This window comes from Streptococcus suis, from assembly GCF_029616525.1.
Classification (GTDB): domain Bacteria; phylum Bacillota; class Bacilli; order Lactobacillales; family Streptococcaceae; genus Streptococcus; species Streptococcus suis_AF.
This window is the reverse complement of record NZ_JANFME010000020.1, coordinates 16,971-40,691: the sequence shown is the minus strand read 5'-3', so window position 1 is coordinate 40,691 and position 23,721 is coordinate 16,971. Positions and strand designations below refer to the sequence as shown.

Here is a 23,721-nt window from a genome sequence, read left to right as displayed (position 1 = left end):
TCAAGCTATTGCTAGCTTTCCGTTTTATTGTTTTGTTTTGTCATTGACGATTTATCCTTAGATAAATCACCCTGCACGTTTGGTTCGTCTTCTTTAATTTTCAAAGGTCTTGTTGTTATCGCGCTCTCGCGACAACTATCTTAGTTTATCATTTCTTGTGAACTTTGTCAACACTTTTTTGAAACTTTTTTTCGTTCCTCTGTTAACCAGTCCCTCAAGAGACAACTCAATCATTCTATCATCTTCTGTTGGTCTTGTCAACACTTTTTCGAAACTTTTTTTCGTTCCTCTATTAACCAGTCCTTCAAGAGACAACTCAATTATTCTATCACGACTTATATACATTGTCAACAGGTTTTTTGAGATTTTTTTACCTTTTTTTAACACTCCCTATTCTCTCTATTCTTCCAGTTCGTGATTCCCTTCTTGTAGAACCCATACGGACATGCTCTCTCGTACAACTCTTAATGTCAATCCAAGTTTAAATGTTCGATCTTGGAAAAATCTTCCACATCAATACACAGTTTATTTTTGACAACGTTCCTTCTTTGTTAACTTTTCAACAGCAATGTGAAGAGCTATATAGCTGATATTCTTTCCTGTTTATTATGTAGTGGTCGAATTTGCTCCTCATCGACTTTATAACTAGGCTATTTTTTCCAAAAACAAAAGTCGCTAGATTTTTCTAACGACTTTGTCATTATACGCGTTCAACTTTGCCTGATTTTAATGCACGTGCTGAAGCCCAAACTTTTTTAGGTTTACCATCAATCAAAACAGTTACTTTTTGAAGGTTTGGTTTAACTGCGCGTTTAGTTTGGTTCATAGCGTGTGAACGGTTGTTACCTGATACAGTCTTACGACCAGTGAAATAACATACTTTAGCCATTGTATCTTCCTCCTCATTTGATCAAATATATCGGATGTGCTAGCACCACATACCATACTATTCTAACAGAAAAGATTGGACTTGGCAAGAATTATTTTCATTTTTATTTTTTTAAAGTATCTATACTCATAGGTAAATATTTTAACACTACCGTTTGCGCCCCATCCATAATTCTTCGTTCTCTAAGTTATTACAGTCATGAAAACTTTGGAGCGGTTTATATTTTAACTGTTCTCTGCTCACTTCTATCGTAGATTTCTTCATAGCGAGAACTAGATCAAACTTAATCAACTATTATAATAAAAAGGATTCTCGAAAGAAAATCCTTTTTGGTTTAATCTAAGAAACTTATGCTTTGTTTGCTTGAAATCTGAGATTTCTTCGCAGTTACATTAAGCTTTGTTCGCTGAACCGAATACGTCGATACGCTCTTCAACAGATGCTTGGATAGCTTTCACGCCGTCTGCCAAGAATTTACGTGGGTCAAAGAGTTTTTTCTTATCGTATTCTGCTTCGTTTGCTTCATAAGCTGCTGCAAACTTACGAGTTGCGTTTGCAAATGCGATTTGGCACTCAGTGTTTACGTTAACTTTAGCAACACCCAATTTGATTGCTTCTTGGATTTGTGCATCTGGAATACCTGAACCACCGTGCAATACGATTGGGAAACCTGGTACAGCTTCAGTTAATTTACGCAAGTGGTCAAGGTCAAGACCTTCCCAGTTTGCTGGGTATGGACCGTGGATGTTACCGATACCTGCTGCCAAGAAGTCAATACCAGTTGCAACCATTGCTACTGCGTCTTCAATTGGAGCCAATTCACCAGTACCTACGATACCATCTTCTTCACCACCGATAGTACCAACTTCAGCTTCAACTGAGATACCTTTAGCGTGCGCCAATTCTACAACTTCTTTTGCTTTTGCAAGGTTTTCTTCTACTGGAAGGTGTGAACCATCAAACATGATAGAAGTGTAACCAACTTCGATACACTCAAGTGCATCTTCGTAGTGACCGTGGTCAAGGTGAATAGCAACTGGAACTGTAATGTTCATTGATTCAATCAAGTTTGCAATCAAGTTACGAGCTACTTTGTAACCACCCATGTACTTAGCTGCACCCATAGAAGTTTGAATAAGAACTGGAGCTTGTTTTGCTTCTGCTGCACGCAAGATAGCTTGAGTCCACTCAAGGTTGTTTGTGTTAAATCCACCAACTGCATAACCGTTGTCACGAGCTGCTTGGACAAATTTTTCTGCTGAAACTAATGGCATTTCGATAGCCTCCTAATATTTTTTGAGGTTGCACCTCATACTCTTCTATTCTACCATTTTTATTTTGAAAATGCTAGTTGAAACCGTCTAGTTTTGAGAAAACTTTCACATATCTTTTCATGAAAGCCATAATAACGCCTGTTTCGTATCATTCTTGTAATTTATGAACTAGCATATATCGTGCTCTGCACTTATCTAGACAAAGCAAAAGGACTAGCCTTAGCTAGTCCACTATGCGGAGAGTGGGACTTGAACCCACACGACCTAAAGCGGTCACAGGATCCTTAGTCCTGCGCGTCTGCCAATTCCACCATCCCCGCTTAACACAAGAACTAGTATATCATTAGGAACTGGCCTTGTCAACACTTTTTTTGAATTTTATTTTTTATTTTCACATTTTTTGCCAAAACGTATTAATTTAGCTGATTCTTTTGCAATATTCTACTATATGTAATACTTAAAACAATCTAGACAATGATGCCATATGGGGTGGTATTTCGTATTTTCTTCTATAAATACTAACATCTTTTTCGTTTATTTATATGAAATATAGAAGAAGATTGAATAATACCAATCTTCTTCTATAATGGTTATACTTATTTTTCATTCTCCATAGCTGCTGAAACAAAGGCTGTATACAAACCTTCAGGGCGATTAGGACGAGATTGTAGTTCTGGATGATATTGGCAGGCAACGAAGAATTTATTTTCTGGAATTTCAACAATTTCTACCAAACGGTTGTCTGGTGACACGCCTGAGAAAACAAAACCTGCTTTTTCAAATTGTTCACGGAAGTCATTATTAAACTCATAACGATGACGATGACGACGTTGTACAACTTCTTGATTATCATAAGCAGCTGCAGCCTTGGAGCCACGTTTGAGCTTGCTTGGATAAAGACCTAGGCGGAGAGTTCCTCCTAAATCTTCCACTCCAATTTGATCACGCATGATATCAATAATTGGATATTTGGTTTCTGGGTCTAATTCAAAGCTGTTAGCACCTTCTAAACCGAGAACGTGACGAGCAAATTCTACACAGGTCAGCTGCATTCCCAAGCAGACCCCTAGCATTGGCACGTCATTCTCACGAGCATAACGAATGGCTTGTATTTTCCCTTCTGTACCACGTTGTCCAAAGCCACCAGGAACGATAATTCCTTGTGCTTGTCCTAGACGTTCAGCTACGTTTTCTGCTGTCAAATCATTTGCATTGACCCAGTCCAATTCGATAGCAGCATCATTTGCATATCCTGAGTGTTTTAGAGCTTCAACTACAGAAATATAGGCATCTTGTAATTCTACATACTTACCAACTAAAGCGATTTTTACTTTTTTCTGGAGATTAAGAACCTTGTTTACCATTGCTGTCCACTCTGTCATATCTGCTGGAGGTACGTCGAGCTTCAAGTGATCACAAACAATTTGATCCATATTCTGCGCTTGCATATTTAATGGGATTTGGTAAAGATGTTCGACATCCAAGGACTCAATAACTGCTTCTGGAGCGACATCACAGAATTGTGCCAGTTTATTTTTAATTCCTTGTCCAGCAGGCTGCTCTGTCCGAATTACCAACATGTTGGGCTGAATACCTAGACCACGCAACTCTTTTACAGAATGTTGTGTTGGCTTAGTTTTCATTTCGCCTGCTGCTTTGAGATAAGGCAAGAGAGTTGTATGGATATACATAACATTGTCTGAACCGACATCTGCCTTCATCTGACGAAGCGCTTCAAGGAATGGCAAGCTTTCAATATCACCTACTGTACCACCCACTTCTGTGATGATGACGTCTGCATCTGTAGTACGAGCTGCACGCTTGATTTTGTCTTTCAAAGCATCTGTAATGTGTGGAATAACTTGAACTGTTGCCCCTAAGTATTCCCCTTTACGCTCTTTACGGAGGACTTCGCTATAAATTTTACCTGTTGTAACATTTGAATATTTGTTCAGGTTAATGTCGATGAAGCGCTCATAATGCCCAAGGTCCAAGTCGGTTTCTGCACCGTCATCCGTCACAAAAACTTCACCGTGTTGATACGGACTCATTGTTCCCGGGTCAATGTTGATGTATGGATCAAATTTTTGGATTGTTACCTTGAGACCTCGGTTCTTCAATAAACGACCTAGGCTGGCTGCTACAATCCCTTTGCCGATAGAGGAAACAACGCCACCTGTTACAAAAATATACTTTGTCATGCAAACTCCTTTTCTACGATTCAGGCTAATAGGAAGCAATTTATGGGGATACTTCCTGTTAACTTGAAGAAAAAACAAAAATAGCTCCCTATCGCTAGGGAGCTCCGACCTCAAAAGAGGTGCCCGATAGTATCTTATCGTAATTTGGTAGTCTTGTCAAATTATTTTTAAGAATCTAGGGGGATATAATTCTTATTCGTCGACGACCTCTTCATCTGAATACTCGTCGTCATCTTCACCTAAATCAACATCCTCTTCATCTAATTCGTCATCTGGGATAATTTCGTTGATTTCTGAATCATAGGACTCAACTTCATCTTTTTCGTCATCTGGATTTTCATCATCGTATTCTGATGATGCACTACCCGGATAGTTGTCCTCATCTTCTGGATCGTCATGTCCGTAGTCAATTGCATCCTCATCACCGTCCATGAAGGCATTGACACGTTTCTTCTTGCGTTTTGGTGCATCTTCATCATCTTCTTCAAGAGTAATCACTTCTTCGTCAATCTCATCGATTGCGTACCATGAACGTAATCCCCATTTGTTTTCGCCAAGTGGAATGAAGCTTCCATCCACATTCAAATCAGAATAGAAGGTTGGGAGGGCTGCGCGAATCTCGCTGTTTGATTTTTCAAGGTAGTTTTGAATTTCATTGACCAAGTCGTTGAAATACATTTCGTTGTCACGTCCACGTTCTTCCAAAATAGCACGGGCTACTTCAATCATGGAAAGTTCGCTTTTTTCTTGTCCTGCAAATACGTTAAGTTCCAAGGCTGTTCTCCTTTTTTGTCTTTCCTTTCTATTTTACGCTAAAAAAGGCAAATAGTCAAAGATAATCTTTATCGTTTTTCTGTAAAAAAATACCTGCAGAGCTCAGCGCTACAGGTATTTTGTTTACTATACTTGTTCTTCTAAACTTGGAAGGGAGATGGTCCGTTTGACCCCATCCTTATCTACAAGTCGAACAACTTTGCTTGTTGCATCATATTCGAAAGCTTCAAATGAGACTTTGTAACGGTCTGAGAGTATGACCAGACTTTGTTCAAAGGTTTTGAAGTCCATACCAAACTCTTCTGCTCTTCGTTTTAATTCTTCTGTAAACTCGTCAATTTCCTCGGTTTCTTCAGAAATAATTTCTTCATCACTCTCTTCCGTCTCTGTTTCTTCTGTTGATTCAGATGGTGTATTTGGTGTAAATACTCCCCAGCCATCGTCTGAAACTGGGCGTTCTTGTGGATTAGTCATGTAGTATTTAACCGTTGCTAGGAAATCTTCTAAATTATACCCTTCAGGACTTCTTGCACTACCTTGGTCAAACCATTTAAAGGATACATAGTGATAGTGATCTTGATGCGGAATTACCAGAGTCCCGTTACGTACTTCGGTCGCATAGCCAGCATTGTAGGTCAGTGCTTCGAAAGGCACGACTTTCTTCGCTTCCACTCGGTTATAAATTTCCTCTGCTGTTTCTTTGGCAACTTGTGGCTGTTCTGGCGTTGTTGTCTCGCCTGCACTTGCTCCTGTTTCAGTCGGTACAGGTGTTGACGGTGAACTAGAATTAGATTTCTCACGTTGAGCCACCATAGCCTCTGCTGGGATCAGCTCGCTTAAGTAATTCAAATCACTCTTGTTAATCCGATGATAACCATCTGTAATCACACGTGGAATGCGATAGTTATCCGTACCTATTTTCACTTTGGGATCTAATAGGTCTGCTGGATCAAAAATATAGCCATCTTTCGTTGTATATTTTCCTGCTGCCTTAGCTTCTGCCAACTCTTCTGCTGAGTGAACAATTTGCCAATTTTTCAAACCTGCACGTTTCTCAATCGGTGTGACATTTTTCGCCAATTCTTCAGCATCTCGTTTATCAAGAAGAGTTTGTACAGCTTCCAATTCTTCTTTAGATAAATCTTTCTTGGAAATTGAACGTAGAGAACCTCCTGTCGCTCTTGGTAGACTGAACGCTTGACTAAAGACAAAACTTGCTGGATCTAGTACGTCTTCCGCCGAGAAGATATAGCCATCATTTGTCGCAAATTTCCCTTTTGCACGTGCATCCATGACTTCTTCTGCTGTGTGAATGATTTGCCAATTTTTCAAGCCTAAGCGGTTTGCTTTAGGTGTTGCATTTAGAATTGGGGGAACAAGATCCGTTGCTTCTCCATCACCATGTCCACTTGTAGTCCAAGCAGATGGACGAATTTCAGGATGTTGCATGATATAGCGGATCGTTGCAATTTGTTCCTTACTCAACCATGTGTAAGGTAGGACGTGGATGTGATCAATGTGTGGAATAATAAAGGATTGTCCAGTATCATAGGTTGCATTCGCTCCCTTCATCGGAATTTGATCCATACCGACCAACATGGCTGGCTTAAGATCTCCTTCTGCAAGCGGTGCAATATCAAAGATATACTGCTTATCTTTTTCTGCCAAGGTCAACTCAGCAAAAGAGATCTTCATCAAATCTAGTTCGTCACGACCATATGTATAAGTTTTTCCACCTACTTCCATTTCATAAACAACTTTTCCAGCCAATTTACGTTTAGCCGTTACTTGTTTGTATTCAAATGCAGGGCGGTTTTCTTCTTGAATTGGTTTTACAGGTTTTGAATCATTCCCTTGACTTGGTGTTGTGGGTTTAGCATCGTTTCCTACTTGTTCAGATGTTTTCGGCGGCACTTGTTTGCCTGCCTTCTCATTAACCCATTCCTCTACTTGCTTGATTTCAAAATCTTCGAGTTCGCCAAAACCAACATAATGGAAATGATCTCCATGACTAGCTATCAACCCTTGATCATCAACTGAGGTAATAGAGTCTTTGCTAAAGGTGTATCCATCACTTGTAAAATATGCCTTACCATCTAACCCTTTTCCGTAAGCAGGAATTTGACGTCCCATATAAGAAACCACTTTCCCTGTTGACTGCTTCGGTTGTGTTGGTAATACTGGTTGTGTAGGCGATACCGGTTGCGTTGTAACCGTGCCGATTGGTGTTGCTGGACGATTTGGTTGTGTTGGTGTATGTTGGGAGTGACTTACTTGTGCGCCAGAAGAAACACCTGCTCCATTTACACCAATCATTCGAGAAATCTTCTCTTCTAGAGGAGACATCTGGCTGTATGGAATAAAGTGGTAATGATCGCCGTGTGGAACGATGACACCTGCTGCGGTTTTCTTCGTAATCGTTCTTGGGTCAAATACCAATCCATCTGCTTCTACATGGCGTTGAGATAAGGGTGTTGCATCCAATTGAGCCAATAAACTAGCCAAATCCTGACCTTGCCCCGCACTAATTGTTGTCTGTTGAGCTCTATTATTTCTATCGCCATATTGACTACCACTAGCCGAGCTCACACTTCCTTTTTGATTCCAGTAATCTTGAGCAGCCTTCAATTCGGCAGCTGATAAATCTTTTTTAGGAATAAAGTGGAAATGGTCGCCGTGCGGAACGATAAAACCATCTCCCGTGTCTTCAATAACATCTGTCGGATTAAAGACATAGCCATCGTCTGTTCTGTAGCGGCCGTCTTTACTATTTCCTGCTACCTGATTTTTGCTGTCAGCAGAAGAGATTCCTTTTTGCCGCTCCACTTCTTCTTTGCTACGAACATTTTTATGTTTGCTAGGGTCTTTTAGATAGAGATAGTATTTCCCATCAACTTTTATGACGTAGCCATCCTGGACTTCATTGATGATGTGACTGTCTTGTAAGACATAGTTTGGGTCCTTCATGACCAACTCTTCACTAAAAATCGCATCAAAAGGGACTTTGCCATTATAGTAGTGGAAATGGTCACCGTGTGATGTCACATAGCCTTGATCAGTAATTTTAACGACTATCTGCTCAGCGTCAATATTTTCCTTGGCAGAAACTTGATCAGGTGTTAATTGTTCAGCAACGGTAGTTTGTACACTTTGATTATCTTCAATATAGGACACACGATTTTTTTGCTCTTCCATCGCTTGGAAACGTCCAAGCTGATAGCTACAGAGACTCATCCCTAAAACAAGGGCGGCTACGGAGCCAACAACTGCTTTTTTCTTCATTTTTTCTCCTTTCGGTCGATAGAATTCGGCCTTTTATTTTAACTCTTGAGCTAATGTTTCTAAGACTTGCTCTAGATTTTCTAGATAGGTTAAATTATTTTCTGGATCTGCTTCAAGAGGATCCAACACTTTTAAATCTACACCTGTCGAACTCGCCAGTGCCTTGGCAAGTTTATCCGAGGCACCTTTTTCTGTAAAAATTGTTTGCACATTGTAGGTGTCAACAAATTCTTTAATTTCCGCCAACTGTCTAGGACTTGGTTCTTCCTCTGAAACTCCTGCGATCCCTAACTGCTTCAACCCGAAGCGTTGTGCAGTGTAAGAGAAGGCTGTGTGTTGAGTGACAAATGTTTTTGATGTGGCTTTTAAAAAGATTGGGCCATACTTGTCTGCCAACTTTTGCGCCTTTTCCTCTAAAGTTGCGGCATTTTGACGATAATAATCCGCATTCTTAGGATCACTTTCTGCTAAAAGTTCACCAATCGCAACAGCTTCCTGACCAACCAAAACCGGATCCAGCCATGTGTGGGGGTCATATAAACTAGCTTCATCAATCCCTTGACCAGCTTCCATGTCTTCTAACCCTGGAACCTTTGTCAGCGGTAAATTTGTCGAAGCCTCCAAAACCTTGACAGATGAACCTTGCAAATTAGGTTCCAAACGTCCTGCCCAGGATTCCAAAATTCGCGAATGATAGATAAAAACATCTGCATCGTATATGGCCTTTATGTCCGCAGCCGATGGTTCATAAGAGTGTATGCCCTGTCTTGAGCCAATCATTCGAACATCATTTTTATTCCCTGACACTTCCTTAACCAGTGAATAAATCGGGTAAAATGAGGTGACTATTTTCATTCCTGGCTGCACTTGACTCGCTTCCTTCTGAGCCGAGCAAGCTGCTAAAACAAAACCGAATAAGGCAACAAAACAGCCTCTTATCACTTTCTTTAACATAACTACCTCCTTTATTAACCAGTTAACTATATCACAAGAATATTAACCAGTCAAGTATTTTTTTAAAAAAAGATAAGACTTTCTTTTTATAAGCCAGTCTTACCTTTACTTAAACGAATTGTTTCACTCGTTTGATTTCTCCCCACTCACGCTTTCTCTTTTTATATCCAATAAAACTTGTCAGACGGACAATATTCAATACCCAATGCAAGAAAAAATATCTAAACAAGGTTGCCAGAAAGGCTTTACACAAATCCATAGGTCCAATAAATAAATCTTGCGAGTAGACGCGTTGCAAAAATGACGCAAAGGTGATCAGTGAGCAAAAAGTACTATAGAGGAAAAAGAGCGATATGAAAAATGAGATGTTTAGTTGATGATAGATCAACGAAAGTAGAATCACGAAACAACCGAAAGTCTCTATAAACGGAGCCAAAAATTCAAATAGCATATAGTAAGCATAGGAAAAATATCCCACCGCCCCAAAACGAACTCGCGATAACATTTTTCGGTATTTTTTTAGACATTGATAGAGTCCCAAGAACCAGCGACGGCGTTGTTTGCATAAATCACCGATAGAGCTCGGTGCTTGACTCCAACAAATGGCGCTGGTTTCATAGCAGATTCGATAAGGAATATTGTTATTTCTACAGAAATAATGCAATTTCATGACTAGCTCCATATCTTCTCCCAGTGTCTGCCTATCATAACCCCCAACTGCTATGACATACTCCTTGTAAAATAACCCAAAGGCACCTGATATGATGAGATTGGATTGCAAATAGTCCAATAAAATTCTACTCCCTAAAAAAGAACAGTCATATTCGATAGCTTGTAAACAGGGGAGCACCGACCACGGCAACTGGTAATGGCTGACCTCTCCGTCAGTTATTCGTACCCCTTGTGAAACTTGGACGACTCCACCAACAGATATGACATTCTCCCATTTCTGCATGGGACGGACAAGATTTTTCAGAGAGTTTCTTTGTAACATCGAATCTGCGTCGATACACAAAAAATATTCATGCTTTGCTGCGTTGATACCGAGGTTAAGAACATCCCCCTTGCCTCCATTTTCTTTTTCAATCAATGTCAGACAGACAGAACCAAACTCTTGTTCTGAGATTCTGTGATAAGGACGACAAGAAAGCTTGTAGTCAATTTTTCGTTGACTGTCCTTCATCTGAAAATACTCGCGAACTAGTTTTGCTGTTTGATCTTTTGAACCGTCATCTAATACAATGATTTCATAGACAGGATAGTCCAATTTCAATAAGGATTCTATGGTGGAAATAATAGTAACTTCCTCGTTGTAAGCTGGGACCAATATAGATATCGGTGGATAATTGCCCTCACTCTCCTCTAGCTTCCTCCGTCGCTTTCTATAGCGTTCATGGAGATGGATACCTCCTGTCACTACAGAAAGCAACAAAAAGCTTGCGTACAACACCAGGTAAGTTAAAAATAAGAAGCGTGAAATTGTTAAAAAAATGCTTAACCAAGCCATCCTTGTCCCCTTCTAATCAGCGCTTACGCTCGACCATTCGTGGTTTCTTATAAAAAAGTCTACGTTTGATAATATAAGCCATATTAAAGATTAAAATAGCAATGCAAATAATAATATAAAAGTACAACACATTATGTATCATTTCTCTTCCTCTTTCCAATAGTCTTTTAGCATGGTGTATGAAGTTTTTAGAACTCCTTCTACGGTAGGTCTATTCCATTTTTCCAAGCGATAGTTTTCCATCCGAATATACTCCCCTTTTTTCCACTCACCTAAACCAAGCCGGATAGAATCAATCGCTATCTCCGAAACACCATAATGTTGATAATAGTCATCGTGTACCCTTCCTTGTGAGGGGTTTGAAAAATTCAACAATTGCCACGGAATCCGAATTTCTATAACTTTCTCTCCAAAGTAAATATCCGCCTGCGAATCAAACTCTTTTGCTCCCCTCTGACTGTTTCCAGAACGTAGCCGTCCCGTTTCATAAAGCGGATTCCATTTATCTTCTCGTTCAGCTTTTTCCAAGTCTTCAAAAATCCGATTGTGTTTCAATACAAGCGATGCCGTTGTAAAGTGCGGTGAATCTTTTTTAGGAATGTCAACAAATGGGTCACTTCCGCTTGTTTGTTTGAGATAGTTAGCTCGAACTGCATCATATCTCTCCTGGACCAATAAACGGCTGTTGCTTTCCCCATCTATAGCTAGGAGAAAATCTGCACCCCCTAAAAAGTTCACTCCTTCAGCCTTCCATTCCATACTGCCGATCTTCGGTGTAATATCAATAGGAATCAGCCACCGATTTGCACCATCGGTCTTTACGGCAGTCTTTTGAATAGCTAAATATAAATAACTTTCATCCCCATCAACAAGTAATTTATTCCCGTTATTTTCAGTAATAGCTTGCTTTTTCCACTCCTCAAGCGAGCCATCAAGACTGTGATTCTTTACTCGATTTTCAAATGCCATCAAGCCGAAGCCTTGATTATTTGATTGAGCATCTCCCCATTGGAAACGGCTATGCCGGTCTGTTGTAAATGCTGTATTCCAAGTACGAGCACCCCAATCATCTTGCCAGGACTCAATGATTCCTCCTACAGCGCCCGTCTTTAAAAATGCACGAAAATCCCTAATCAACATTTCTCCCTGCTGTGTTTCTGTTAGGGGACCTTCTATTCCTCCCTGATTCAGGGCTGTAATGGCTCTAGAAGTCGAATAACCATAGCCAGAAATCAAGACAGGAACTTGATGATAGTGCGTTAGGAGACCGACATAATTTTCTGGGTAGTTTTCTTTTTTTATTTTTGTAACATCTTCTATCGAAAGACTTGGATTTTCCCCAAGGTAATCAAGTGCTTTAGGGTGATAGTCCAATAATTGATAGGAAGCAAATACGCCTGTTCTTAGGCGATCGCTTACCAATAGATTTTCAACGTTTAATTGAGCATATTTTGAAGCTTGCGCTGCGAAGGGTTTTCGATAGATAAACGGGTCTGTTAGGGTCGAACTGGCAAAACTCACCAAGTGTTGCCAGCCATATTTTTTAGTCTCATAAACAACCATTTCATCCAACACTTCAGCTAACATCGCCTCAAAAGTCGTGGCAGTCTGACCTGTACTGATATACTCTCCCTTATAAGAAGTCTGCTTCACTTGATGATTGGTATAAGCGACTGTCGAACCATTCCATTGGTCACCAACGATAAAACCAAGCACCCATTTGGAAACATCTTTCCGGTAGTAATGACTCCCCAAGTCGGTATTCCAGACTTTTCTTCGACCATGGATGACATCAACGGCATCTTTTACATCCTCCAATAGTCGTCCTCGATATTGGGGATGGTAGGCATCAATAGCTGTATTATCTCGAACATCGTCCACTCGAACCCCTTGTAAAAGATAAAGCGGCTTATCTGACTGACGATTGTGCTTATCCAAGGCAACATAAAAATCAACATCCATAATCGTTTTTACACGAATGGTATTGGCTCCCATGTCTGAGATACTCTTCATCCATGACAGGTAACGTTTCTCTCCAATAGCAAAATCATTTTGATGGTAGCCAGCTATGCCACTATCTATTGTTACCCCTTTGACAATAAAGGGATGCTCTCCACCCCTTGTTTTCCGTACCAATTCCTGATTGCGAACCTGAAAAGTATAATTAATAGTCTCTTCCGAGTACACCTTAGGGATATACAAACTTCCATCAAAATAATACAAATAACAACCGACCGTCAATATGCAAACCAGTATACTGACAACTATCAAATACTTTTTCATAGTCCCTCCTAATAATCGACTAGCGTATTTGTATTTTTGGATGGAGCACAATATTGATACAAGGTTTCAATATGCTCATCCAACCATTTCCCACGATCTTCAATAAAGGATTTTACAACATGCACAGCTTCTTCATAACTTGCTTGATTGCGTTCATAGGGCTGTAGATAGTTATGTTCATCCATTTTTTGCAACTGAAAGACATAGCCCCATTTATCATTATTTCTTTGAATGGCTGGACCTAAAAATTGAACTGTCTTGTCAATATGATCGTGAAGACGTTTGGTACTGAGCAGATTTTTGCGTAGTTGATGGTACTTATGAACCACTAAATCGATAAACTCCTTATCCTTGATCATCATGCTAAACCACGGAACCTCCAACATCGAGAAACCTGCTCGATCGTACTCTACATCGCTGTGGTTATCAAATGCGTTGTTAAAATCCCATACAGCAATCTTCATCTTGTCTCGCAAATCCTTGTAGAGATAGGTGGAGAATATTCCTGCATCCGTATTGCGAAAAAATTCATTGATAACAAAATAAGTCGCAAAAGCATTCTTGTCTACGTAGTGCCCGTACTGTTTTAAATCGTAGGAGTATAGGATTCTCTCAATCTTACTAATATCCTGCTGGATAAAGTCTTTTTGAGCTTCTGTTATTTTTCGGACATTTGGGTAGCGAATATCTAGCGATGACTGATCTGCTTGATAGGTATAGCCAACATAGTTATCGACTGGATTTTTTGCCTTATGCGGTCGGTCCCAAACAGCAATATATGATGTTTTCAAGGAGCGTTTGTCACTTTTTTCAACAGGAATTCTATGTACTCCCTGCTCTATACTCTCAACAATTAAATACAAACCTTGGTACTCTCCGTTAATCATCACTTCACTATAACGGACATTGGGAGCATACTCCATCAATTCGCCAGCTAGGTTATAGGATATATAATTTCTCAGCAGACTCCTATCCAGAAATGGACCATGCAAGACCCACTCGGATTCCTTTGGCATTCCCGCAACCGTGTGTTCTACATCCTCTCCTTTTTTATCGACAAAACGTAGTTTAATTGATTTCTTATCAAAATGCCGAGAGGAATTGCCACGATAAGCTATTTCCGCCAACGTTTCAACACGCGCCCCATCCCCGACACGGTTTACTTCATCTAATCTATCGTACAGCCGAACAGTTCCTCGTACAGATTGTTGTCTTGTGCCTCCTTCATTTTCTCCTCTTTCTAGAGGAATTACCTTCCCATCCAGAGTGTCAATTTCAATAATCGGTAGGTGGCTGGCCAAGTGCTCAACCGGACTCACTGGTTGGGCAGATATAGAAACTTTATGATGGTAAAATCGTTCTTTATGCTGTTTTAGGTCAAGTATCTGTAGACTAAAAACACCAAGCAGCAACCCGATAAAAACTAAGTAATACAGTATTTTTTGTTTCATAGATATTATCCATTGATATCATCACTTTGCGTCACGACATTAAAATAGTCTACCTCACCCAACTGATAGACTTGTTCAACTAAGCTATTATCTGCTGAATAGTATTTGTCATAAACACGCCGATTGACCTCAAAAATTAGCTCCAACATATCTGCTTTTGTATTTTTTACACGTTGAACAACATGTCCGTTAAAATACTGGAAGAAGAGTCCTTCCAAAGGAACTTCTAACTCTCGATTAGCTCGTACAATTAATAACATCCGATTTTCATTTTTAACCCTTCCCCAGATGAGAAGCAGCAAGAAAATCACACTACTTCCAATCATTGCCACTATATAATCTCCAACACCACAACAGATTCCAACTACAATCGTCCAAAAAATATAGGTTGTATCGCGAGAATCCTTCACTGCTGTCCTAAAACGAACCACCGAAAGCGCACCAACCATACCCAAGGACAGTGCCACATTATTCCCAATAACGGTCATAACAGTCGCAGTCAGTACCGTCAGTGTCATGAGCGATATGTTAAATTTTTTACTATAGGTCGTTCCAGCATGCGTATAGGCATAAGAAACGTAGATAACACCTCCTAAAATAGCTGCCACCACAATATGCATAATCATATCTTGGATTGTCAATGTTCCATGTTGTTCTAAAATATTTCGTAATAAATCTTTCATCTATCTTCCCTCTTAAAATCTATAATGTTTACTGATCATTCTTCCCATACAATATTTACTAGCACTCAATTCACTGCCATCCACCTCTGCCAACAAATCTTTGATATGCGACAATAGAAATCCATTGTACTTTACTTCTAAAATAACCAGATGAGGATCCAACAAACTGTATTGCAGCAGATGGTTATTAAAGATGTCGTAGGATGCTTCTGTCCCGCGTACTTGAAAATCAAACGTGATTCGAATATCGTTTTCAGGAGAAATAAAAGCTTTCCGACGGTATTCAATAATCGTCTTAGGTTTGTAACAGTACTGGTTCATACGGCAATAAAGTTCCGTCGCCAATTTATCTGGATAGGTCAATAACACTGAAGTGTTCCCTTCAACCAATGACATCGCATCACTTTTTGTCATCAAAAGAGAACGTTTCCGCTGATTATCTCCCTGCTTCTGCTTCAACTCTAATTTGGCATTTTGCGAACCATTTCCATAATTCCTTAAACGAATCTTCCGACGATTTTCAAGACCATCTTCTTTTTCCTGCCAATCAACATCTTCTAAAGAATCAAAATAGAGGGAACGTACACAGTAGCCATCTGCTTTACCATAACCATCTACTTTTAGTATTTTTTCTAACTTTCCGCTCAAATAATAATACATTTCTAACGGAAGTAGATACTTCTTCTCCTTCCGCAACACTTCATTAATCAAGCCATGTCACTCCATTCCTTTTGCCATTTTCTATAATAAAAAATACAATTGTATAGTTGTCTTATGATTATAGTATAGTTTTTTGCTAATTGCTTGACAACCCTTTTACTCAAAAAAACATATAAACTACAGAGGTGTGTATTTTGTCTATGCTATGCCATCTCTGCTCCAACATTTACTCCTCTCCTAGCACTCACTTACTCAAAAAACAAAAAACCCGACCAAAGTCGAGTTTTACAGACAAGTTGTTTCAATATAGCCTATCATCCTAGATGACCATCATTTTAATTATCCACAAAGCCATTTGCTTCATTTTTTATAATTTGAATGTACTTATAAATACTTACTTCTGACATTTTGAAAGCTGTAGCCACCTGTGGAATAGCATCCTTGAAATCAAAGAAACCTTTTTGATACAAGGAGCGTACAACTGCTATTTTTTCTGTTCTTGATAGTTTGAATCGCTCAACATCTTTCCCATGTGTTTCTTGTTCAATCGCAGCCTCAATCATACTACCAGCAGTTGTATAGAAATTTTCAACGATATTTGGTTCTTCATGTTCTACTTGCTCATTAGCCAGTTCTTCATTGACATCTTCCAAGGCCGACTCGAACAAGCGCTTCAAGGTTAGCATCTTTGATTTATCAGCATTGACACAAATCATGCCAAGCAATTCACCAGCATCATCTTTTATAAAGAAACTAGAGGAATACAATTCCTTTCCGCCCAAAGTTTTTGTACGATAATTTACCAGATAATCCTTTTCCTTATAAACCTTCGACTGGAGTACATCCAACACAAAATCCGTCGCCGGAGCACCAATATCACGGCCGGATAAATTATTTTTTATATAAATCAACGAGTGATCTAGTCCCTGCGAAAAGTCTTGTAGCACAACTTCGGTCTTCTTCCCCAAAATTTGAGCCAAAAAATCAACCAAGGGAATATAGTGATTTAATTTTGAATTCATACTCATATCCAGACTCCTTATACATTACTTGTATCACACCAGACTGAAAATCGCAAATTTTTAACACGAACATGCCAAATTATAGATTGTTTCCGAATAAATGGCCACAATCCGCAGTAAATCTTCCACTTCCATGTATTCATTCGCCTGATGCATGGTATCTTCCCTATCTGGAAATAGCGCACCGAATGCGACTCCTTCTTCCATCAGGCGAGCATAGGTAGCTCCTCCAATAACCAGCGGAGCTTCCTGTCCACCTGTTTGGTCTCGATAAACGTTTTGCAGGCATTGAACCAGCTCAGATGATGGAGAAACAAAATGTGGGCTCAACTTCTCATATCCAGTCACTTGGAAACATTCTCCCAGTTTTGATGCCACCAAAGTCTGAATCCTAGAGAATTCAATCCCTTTTGGATAACGGCAATCACACGAAATCAGCCCTCCAGCTTCTTTGGTGTAAGATACCTGACCAACATTTACTGTCAATTTACCCATCTCCGGATCCTGATAAGCAATTCCGAAACTTTCTCCAAATGAATCTTCATGGCAGTCAGCCAATAATGATAGAAAATCTTTTTGATTTGTAGAAACTCGTGAATACGCATCCAAAAAACGAGCCAGGTGGGTTGCTGCATTCTCCCCTAAAAATGGTTTGCTACCATGAGCGGATTGCCCTAATAATGTCAGGGTAACATTCTTCTCTCGTCTGCATATTTCACCAGTAATTCCAGAATAGGCATTTATAAAACGATAAAATGCTTGGGATATTTTTTCAGGTTCCTCTGCTTCAAGCACTACGACCGCCTTGTCAGGAACCATATTTACCTGCATACCGGCACGAAATTCTTTCAGATAAAAATCAGGACGATTCACACTACCAGTCGTGATTTGCAAAATACTAGTCCCCTTTTCACCATGTATAACAGGGAAATAGGCATCAGGAACCCAACCAACCTTGGGAAAACTACGGTATTTTTGATAAGCCTCCATACATTTCCATTCGCTTTCTTCATCACTTCCAATGATAAAACGAACGGTCTTCTTTGGATTTATTCCTAACCGTTGCAGTATTTTTATTGCAAAGATGGCACAGACCAACGGCCCCTTGTCGTCCAATACTCCTCGACCGTACAATCTTCCTTCTCGTAAAGTCGGTACAAAGGGATCTGACAACCACCCTTCCCCAACAGCAACAACATCAACATGTCCCATAATCCCAATAACTTCATCAGAACTGCCCCAGTCTGCTTGAACAACCAGATTATCAATTATCTCTGTTTTCAGCCCTGTCTCATTCAATAATGTTTCGACCGCATATAGAGCACGTTTAGGACCTGGTCCGACCGGACACTCCTCACTCGCTAGACTATCGTCTCGAACAGAGTTAATACTCACCAAGTCACAAATATCTTGTAACAACTCCTCTTCATACTTCTTTATTTCATTTAACCAGTTCATACTAACCTCTTATCTAAAAATAAAAGAACCAGATGGGAACTTCCCTATACTGGTCCTTTATACATTAAGCAAGTGCTTGTTCAAAATCTGCCAGTAAATCTTCGACATCTTCAATACCACAAGATAGGCGTAGAAGACTATCACTAATCCCTTGTTCAGCTCTTTCTTCTTCACTCAGACAAGCATGGGACATGGTTGCTGGATGCGATAAAATGGACTCTACACCACCTAGACTAACTGCTAAAATCGGTATCTTAATCATCTTAGTAAAGGCTAACATATCCTCTTTGGAGTAAAATTCAAAGGAAAGTACCGCACCACCATTTGCAGCCTGTCGCATCTGTACAGAATGATTTGGATGATTGACCAGACCTGGATAATGAACTTTTTTTACTTTTGGATGAGAAACTAAGTAGTCTGCAATTGTCTGCGCATTGTGTACAGATTGCTTCATCCGAAGCCCCATTGTTTTCATACCACGCAAAATCAGCCAAGCATCCTCAACACCAACAATTCCTCCGAAATTTTTTTGAAATAGTTTCAGCTTATGATAATATTCTTCGTTGTTCGTTGCAATCAGCCCTGCAACAACATCGCTATGGCCATTGATAAATTTCGTTACACTTTCAACAACAATGTCCACACCTAGTTCCAACGGCCTCTGATACAAGGCTGTCATGAAGGTATTGTCAATAACGGAAATCAAGCCATTTTCTTTAGCCACTTCAACCAAGGCACGAATATCTACTACCTTTAATAAAGGATTTGAAGGAGTTTCTATATAGAGCATCTTCGTCTGGTCCGTTATCACCTTACGAACCTGATCCAAATCAGCCATATCTACGAAACTTGTTGAAATGCCATATTGTGGCAAGATCTTCGTAGCAAATTGACATGTTCCACCATACACCTCAATAGGAAAGATGACATGGTCCCCAGCTTCCAATAACATCAAAACATTTGATATTGCGGCCATACCCGATGCAAATGCTATCGCAAAGGTGGCTTGTTCTAAGCAAGCCAAACCACTTTCTAACGCATCTGTTGTGGGGTTCGAAAAGCGTGTGTATAAATACTTTTGATGGTCGCAATACAATTCCGAATTATGAAAAGTTGAGGTTTGATAGATAGGAATCGAGGCCGCCCCTGTATATTCATCTAACACTGGATAACCATGTAACAACCTTGTATTGTCTTTCATTCCCTATACCTCCGCAATTGCTTCGATCTCTACAAGTGCTCCAAAAGGCAAGCGGCCTACTTCAAAAGCCGTTCTAGCAGGGTAGTCCCCATCAAAGAAAGTTTGATAGACAGCATTGAAACTTGCAAAATCCTCTATATTGTCTAAATAGACTGTTGTCTTGATAATATTTTTCATGGAAGAACCATTATCTTCTAAAATAGCTTGCACATTTCGCAATGACTGCGCAACTTGCCATTCGATTGATTCTGGCTGATCAATTTTGCCTGTTTCAACATTAATTGGTAGTTGTCCTGATGTAAAAATCAAATTTCCTACCTTACTAGCCGCAGAATAACTTCCTACCGCAGCTGGAATTTTTTCACTTGAAATACGTTCTACCATATTCGATTCCCCTCTTTGATTCCCCTTTTAATTAGTCGCTGTAGCAACTTTTGTTTGACTGTTTTTCCAAATCATCAGCACAATCGGCAAGATAACATAGCCGATAACCATGGCTGTGATTGCAAATACATTGGCTACGACCTCACCATTTTCCAGAGTGATGGTAAATTGTTGAGCCCAGCTAAATTTATAAAGCAATAATAATGTAAAGGCTAGTGCAAGACTTGGAATGAAGACATCAACAACTGGATTTTTCTTAACATCTTGCAATGCTTCTCCCCGTTCTTTGCCCAAATAGAAAACGATAACTGCCAATGGTACAATGATAAATTGAATAAAACGTGAGATTGAGCTAAGAACAATGATACTGCTCATATTGAAACCAAAAGCCATCGGTAATAAAATAGCAATCCCAATCGTGATAAGGAAGGAAGTCAGTGGGAAGCCATTTTCAGTACGTTTTGTAAAGGCACTTGGAATTTGTCCCTGCAAGGCCATCGCTTCCAAAATACGAGGCGTGTGGAAGGAAGCTGCCACATTGATACCAAACATAGAAACTAAAGCACCTATTACAATCATACTACGAATAATATTATTGTCAAATACTTCTGCCAAGGCTACAACTTCAGTAGTAGAAACAATCGCTTCTGGGTTAATCATCATAGCAACCCCAACAATACCAATATAAATAGCTGCCACAATAGCAATTGCCAATGGGATAGCTCGTGGTAAGTTTTTCTCTGGCGCTTCCATATCCTCAGAACCACTCGCTACACTTTCAAAACCAGTAAAGGCATAGAAAGCTGCAATAATCGCCATACAATAAGCACCCATGTCTAGATTGGCACCCAGAGTTTCGCCTGCACTATTCATAATGGAACTAATCGTACCAAATTGGTTAACATTGCCAAATAAGACAATAGCCAAGCCAACAACGATTGTAGTGACCAAAGCACCAACTTTTCCGATAGTAGAAAGGTTGTTGATGACTTCAAAAATTCTTGTACCGAATATATTTACAAGTAAGAGTACCGCCATCAAACAGATAAATCCGAGAGTGATATAGGTCATATTTGTATTATCCAACCCAAATATACCAAGGACAGTTTTTACTACCGCAGTCCCCATAACACCCCAGGCAATACTTGCTGCAATATAGCGAGTAATTCCGACATAAAAACCAACATTATCTCCGAATGCTGCCTTGGCATACGCATAGGCTGCGCCACCTTTAGAAACGTACTTAGCCGCTGCTGCAAAAGTAATCGCAAGCACTGAAGCAAATACTGCTGCCAGTAAATAGACCAGCAAGGCTTGTTGCCCCGTAGAAGCAACTACCGTACCTGGTGATAGGAAAATTCCCGTCCCGATAACGGAATTAATAGTCAGCAATACGATGGAATAAAAACCTAATTTCTTTTTCATGACCTTTTCCTCCTACTCTCAAACGGCCATTTCATATAAAATCTTTTCACTTGACATACCTTGCGTTGCTTCCACCAAGGCTTTAAAGAGACGACACATACCCGCATCGCAATGGTGTAACATTTCAGGATGCCACTGCACACCAATCATAAAAGGATAGTCAGTGCTTTCGATTGCTTCAATCACACCATCTCTTGCTCTCGCTACAACTCTGAAACCATCTCCAACCTTACGAATCACTTGATGATGGAAAGAGTTTACCATCACTTTTTTCTCTCCCAGCACGTGATAAAGTACAGAATCTTCTTCGATCTCGATGGAGTGAGTTGCCAAGTCTGGATGATGGGCTTGCCAATGCTTGATTGTCACACCTTCTGCATAAGATAAATCTTGCCAAAGACTACCACCGTGTGACACATTGATGATCTGACATCCACGACAAATCCCTAAGATTGGAATTCGCTTTTCTTTAGCTTTTTGTAAAAGTTGACTGTCGAACCAATCGCGCAATGGGAAAATATCCCCTAATTTCTGATCTGGTTCTTCATCATAATTCAAAGGATTGACATCGTGCCCCCCTGAAAGAATTAATCCATCAATACTACCAATATAGCCATCAATGACCGTCTCATCTTGACTAATCGGAATAATGAGCGGAATCCCTCCATTGCATATCACAGAGTTTACATAATCTTCATTTACATAAGCTCTATGATAACCAGGAAACATCCCTCCTGAATCAACGATAATACTCGCTGAAATCCCAATAATCGGCTTAGAACACTTTGATTCCATAGCCATCCTCCTTGTTTTATAAAATATTATATTTTCTTATAATTGAATTATAATATAAAAAGAAAACGATTACAACACTTTTTTATAAAAAAATATATTTTTTTATAAAAAAGTATCGTATCGCATTAAAAGATGATTAAACAAAAAAACCCGACTAGAGTCGAGTTTTCCAAATAATTATTTTACAGTTGCAGTGCTTGTAATTACTTCTACAGCTTTCTTCACAGCGATGTCGTGTTTAAGCATTTCTGGTGAAAGCAAGCTACGTACTTGTGCCACTTCCATATTGTAAGTTGCTGCCAAGTCTTCGATTTCTTTGTTGATTTCTTCTTCAGTTGCTTCGAAACCTTCTGCTTTAGCTACTGCTTCAACAACCAAGTTTGTCTTAGTACGTTTTTCAGCATCTGCTTCGTATTGTTTATGAAGGTCTTCACGAGTTGTACCAGTAATTTGGAAGTACATATCTGGTGAGATACCTTGTTGTTGCATACCACCCAAGAATTCATTGATTGCACGGTGAACTTCTTCGTGAATCATTTCTTCTGGCAATTCAACGATTTCAGCGTTTTCTACAGCCAATTCAAGAGCTGCTGATTCAACTGCATCGTCAAAGGAAACTTCTTTTGCTGCTTCCAATTCTTTGCGGTATTTAGCTTTCAACTCATCAAGTGTTTCTACTTCTTCGTCGATGTCTTTTGCCAATTCGTCATCCAAAGCTGGAACTTCTTTTGCTTTTACTTCGTGGATTTTTGTTACGAAGAGGGCTGGTTTACCAGCAAGGTCTGCTGCTTGGTAGTCTTCTGGGAAAGTCACTTCAACGTTTACTTCTTCACCAGCTGCGTGACCTACCAATTGCGCTTCAAAGCCTGGGATGAATTGACCTGAACCAAGTCCAAGTGAGAAGTTCTCACCTTTACCGCCGTCAAATTCAACGCCGTCGATTGAACCTACAAAGTCGATAACAACTGTATCGCCTTCAGCTGCTGGACCTTCTTTGATAACCAATTCAGCCAAGTTGTTGCGTGCAGCTTCGATTTTTGCATCAACTTCTTCATCTGTTACTTCTTTAGTAGCTTCTACTGAAACTGCCAAGTTTTTGTAGTCACCCAATTTTACTTCAGGTTTTGTCACAACTTCCGCAGTGATTGTCCAGTCTTGACCTTTTTCCATAGACACAACGTCGATTTTTGGTTGTGCAACTACTTCAAGACCAGCTTCTGCAACCGCTGCTTCATAAGCTACTGGTAACAATGCATTTACAACATCTTGATAAAGTGCTTCTTCACCAAATTTTTGGTTGAAAACGGCACGTGGCAAGTGACCTTTACGGAAACCTGGAAGATTGATATCTTTCTTAACTTTGTTGAAAACGCGGTCCAATTCTGGTTTGATTGCATCTTGACCGATTGTGAAAGTCAAAACGCCGCGGTTTGTTTCTTTTGCTTCAAATGATACAGACATTCTGTCATTCTCCTTAA

18 protein-coding genes and 1 tRNA gene are annotated in these 23,721 nt (G+C 39.8%); all 19 read right to left on the bottom strand.

Annotated elements, in window-relative coordinates; translation table 11 throughout:
• Positions 1–700: 700 nt before the first annotated feature.
• Positions 701–889, bottom strand: a complete 189-nt coding sequence (gene rpmB, locus NOL38_RS08260; protein WP_001140948.1) for a 50S ribosomal protein L28 — start codon at positions 887–889, stop codon at positions 701–703.
• 392 nt (positions 890–1,281) lie between these two features.
• The gene (locus tag NOL38_RS08255; RefSeq protein ID WP_004195761.1) at positions 1,282–2,163 is read right to left on the bottom strand and encodes a class II fructose-bisphosphate aldolase; all 882 of its coding nucleotides are present in this window, start codon (positions 2,161–2,163) and stop codon (positions 1,282–1,284) included.
• Between the two features lie 234 nt (positions 2,164–2,397).
• Positions 2,398–2,483, bottom strand: a tRNA-Leu gene (locus NOL38_RS08250).
• 276 nt (positions 2,484–2,759) lie between these two features.
• Positions 2,760–4,364, bottom strand: coding sequence for a CTP synthase (gene pyrG, locus NOL38_RS08245; protein WP_011921913.1), 1,605 nt, complete (start codon positions 4,362–4,364; stop codon positions 2,760–2,762).
• A gap of 192 nt (positions 4,365–4,556) precedes the next feature.
• A complete protein-coding gene (gene rpoE / locus NOL38_RS08240) occupies positions 4,557–5,138 on the bottom strand; it encodes a DNA-directed RNA polymerase subunit delta (RefSeq protein WP_014637475.1) in 582 nt (193 codons plus the stop codon).
• A gap of 126 nt (positions 5,139–5,264) precedes the next feature.
• The gene (locus tag NOL38_RS08235; RefSeq protein ID WP_105120408.1) at positions 5,265–8,420 is read right to left on the bottom strand and encodes a pneumococcal-type histidine triad protein; all 3,156 of its coding nucleotides are present in this window, start codon (positions 8,418–8,420) and stop codon (positions 5,265–5,267) included.
• Positions 8,421–8,453: 33 nt separating this feature from the next.
• Positions 8,454–9,374 (bottom strand): metal ABC transporter solute-binding protein, Zn/Mn family, encoded by a 921-nt coding sequence (locus NOL38_RS08230; RefSeq protein ID WP_044668423.1) that lies wholly within the window; start codon positions 9,372–9,374, stop codon positions 8,454–8,456.
• Positions 9,375–9,483: 109 nt separating this feature from the next.
• Positions 9,484–10,881 (bottom strand): glycosyltransferase family 2 protein, encoded by a 1,398-nt coding sequence (locus NOL38_RS08225; RefSeq protein WP_277941890.1) that lies wholly within the window; start codon positions 10,879–10,881, stop codon positions 9,484–9,486.
• A 138-nt stretch (positions 10,882–11,019) separates the two neighbouring features.
• Positions 11,020–13,164: a hypothetical protein gene (locus tag NOL38_RS08220; protein ID WP_105120409.1), complete on the bottom strand. Its 2,145-nt coding sequence runs from the start codon at positions 13,162–13,164 to the stop codon at positions 11,020–11,022.
• A gap of 8 nt (positions 13,165–13,172) precedes the next feature.
• A complete protein-coding gene (locus NOL38_RS08215) occupies positions 13,173–14,615 on the bottom strand; it encodes a CotH kinase family protein (protein WP_105120410.1) in 1,443 nt (480 codons plus the stop codon).
• Between the two features lie 5 nt (positions 14,616–14,620).
• Complete coding sequence (locus tag NOL38_RS08210) at positions 14,621–15,298, bottom strand: DUF4956 domain-containing protein (protein WP_024384678.1); 678 nt, start codon at positions 15,296–15,298, stop codon at positions 14,621–14,623.
• A 12-nt stretch (positions 15,299–15,310) separates the two neighbouring features.
• Positions 15,311–16,006, bottom strand: a complete 696-nt coding sequence (locus NOL38_RS08205; protein WP_024401841.1) for a polyphosphate polymerase domain-containing protein — start codon at positions 16,004–16,006, stop codon at positions 15,311–15,313.
• 287 nt (positions 16,007–16,293) lie between these two features.
• Positions 16,294–16,986: a helix-turn-helix transcriptional regulator gene (locus tag NOL38_RS08200; RefSeq protein WP_228381195.1), complete on the bottom strand. Its 693-nt coding sequence runs from the start codon at positions 16,984–16,986 to the stop codon at positions 16,294–16,296.
• Positions 16,987–17,040: 54 nt separating this feature from the next.
• The gene (pepV, locus tag NOL38_RS08195) at positions 17,041–18,438 is read right to left on the bottom strand and encodes a dipeptidase PepV (protein ID WP_024410355.1); all 1,398 of its coding nucleotides are present in this window, start codon (positions 18,436–18,438) and stop codon (positions 17,041–17,043) included.
• 64 nt (positions 18,439–18,502) lie between these two features.
• Complete coding sequence (locus tag NOL38_RS08190; RefSeq protein WP_024384682.1) at positions 18,503–19,639, bottom strand: trans-sulfuration enzyme family protein; 1,137 nt, start codon at positions 19,637–19,639, stop codon at positions 18,503–18,505.
• A gap of 3 nt (positions 19,640–19,642) precedes the next feature.
• Positions 19,643–20,023: a Rid family detoxifying hydrolase gene (locus NOL38_RS08185; protein ID WP_024384683.1), complete on the bottom strand. Its 381-nt coding sequence runs from the start codon at positions 20,021–20,023 to the stop codon at positions 19,643–19,645.
• A 27-nt stretch (positions 20,024–20,050) separates the two neighbouring features.
• Positions 20,051–21,448 carry an APC family permease gene (locus tag NOL38_RS08180; RefSeq protein ID WP_044692398.1) on the bottom strand — a complete coding sequence of 466 codons (1,398 nt, stop codon included), beginning with the start codon at positions 21,446–21,448 and terminating at the stop codon, positions 20,051–20,053.
• A gap of 18 nt (positions 21,449–21,466) precedes the next feature.
• Positions 21,467–22,243 carry a gamma-glutamyl-gamma-aminobutyrate hydrolase family protein gene (locus NOL38_RS08175; protein ID WP_024401838.1) on the bottom strand — a complete coding sequence of 259 codons (777 nt, stop codon included), beginning with the start codon at positions 22,241–22,243 and terminating at the stop codon, positions 21,467–21,469.
• A 177-nt stretch (positions 22,244–22,420) separates the two neighbouring features.
• Positions 22,421–23,704, bottom strand: a complete 1,284-nt coding sequence (gene tig, locus NOL38_RS08170) for a trigger factor (RefSeq protein ID WP_105120411.1) — start codon at positions 23,702–23,704, stop codon at positions 22,421–22,423.
• Between the last annotated feature and the right edge of the window lie 17 nt (positions 23,705–23,721).